Annotated in this window: 1 protein-coding gene and 1 pseudogene; one reads left to right on the forward strand and one right to left on the reverse strand. The window is 66.8% G+C overall.

Annotated elements, in window-relative coordinates:
- Positions 1-278, forward strand: a pseudogene (locus ABD151_RS03255) (MBL fold metallo-hydrolase); the annotation flags it as partial.
- A 73-nt stretch (positions 279-351) separates the two neighbouring features.
- Here ABD151_RS03255 and ABD151_RS03260 read toward each other — a convergent pair.
- Positions 352-1,203: a 3-hydroxyacyl-CoA dehydrogenase gene (locus ABD151_RS03260; RefSeq protein WP_343991287.1), complete on the reverse strand. Its 852-nt coding sequence runs from the start codon at positions 1,201-1,203 to the stop codon at positions 352-354.
- Between the last annotated feature and the right edge of the window lie 124 nt (positions 1,204-1,327).

The raw sequence follows: 1,327 nt of genomic DNA on the forward strand, positions 1-1,327 counted from the left end.
TGATCGCGATCGCCGGTCACACACCGGGCTCGATCGCACTGCTGCACCGCGACGCCGCCGACGGCCTGCACCTGTTCACCGGCGACTCGCTCTTCCCCGGCGGCGTCGGCGCCACCTTCGGCGACGCCGACGCCTTCGCCCAACTGATCGACGAGGTCGAGTCGAAGGTCTTCGGCACCCTGCCGGACGACGTCAGCTTCTACCCCGGGCACGGCTCCGACGGCGTCCTCGGCAACGAGCGTCCACACCTGGCTGAATGGCGCGAACGCGGCTGGTGACACCGCTCAATGTGACCACAACGCACATTCTTGGCGCGATCTCGCGCGCTGAGGTCACATTGAGCGGTGGGGCTCAGCCGTACTTGTAGAAGCCCTCACCGGTGGCGATCCCGAGCTTGCCCTGGTCGATGAAATCAGCCTTGATCTTGGCGGCGAAGGCCTGGTGGCCGGGATCGGGGTTGGTGGAGGCGATGTTGTAGGCGGTGGTCAGGCCGACGACGTCGTAGATCTGGAACGGGCCGACCGGCGCCCCGGTGGCCAGCCGCCAGGTCTTGTCGATGGTCTCCACGTCGGCGTAGCCGCCCGCCCAGAGCTCGCCCGCGGCGTCCAGGAACGGCACCAAGAGCGAGTTGAGCACGTAGCCGGCCTTCTCCTTGGTGAGCACGATCGGCACCATGCCGATCTCCTCGGCGAACTCCGCGAGCTCGGTCAGGTAGGCCGGGTCGGTGTCCGGACCGGGCATCACCTCGGCGGTGTTGCGCAGCCAGATCTCGTTGGCGAAGTGCAGCGCGAGGAACTTGTCGGCTCGCCCGGTCGCCGGGGCGATGTCCGAGGGCAGCAGCGTGGAGGAGTTCGTGGCGAAGATGGTGCCGGGGTCCGCGACCTCGGCGAGCTTGCGGTAGGTCTCCTGCTTGATCTCGATCTTCTCCGGGACCGCCTCGATGACCAGGTCGGCACCGCGGACCGCCTCCGCCAGGTCGGACGTCGCGGTGATCGCCGTCAGCGCAGCCTGCGGATCGCCGACGCCCGGCAGATCGGCCGCGTACCGCTTGGCGAGCACCTCGAACCGCTCGCGACCTGCGGCGACCGCCTCGTCCGAGATGTCGTAGGAGGTGACCTCCTTACCCTTGAAGGCGCTCTGGAACGCGATCTGCGATCCGAGAACGCCCATCCCGAGGACGACGACCTTGTTGATGCTGCTCATCTCATGAACTCCTTGGTGTGGGTCTGTGCTGAGCGACCGCTTGTCACGTTATGCGCGACGCGCGATCTGCACCAGGAGAACCTGCCGCCGTGAAGGTCCAATACCCGAATGGGATGAATCGTGA

Source organism: Nocardioides dubius (assembly GCF_039528155.1).
GTDB classification, from domain to species: domain Bacteria; phylum Actinomycetota; class Actinomycetes; order Propionibacteriales; family Nocardioidaceae; genus Nocardioides; species Nocardioides dubius.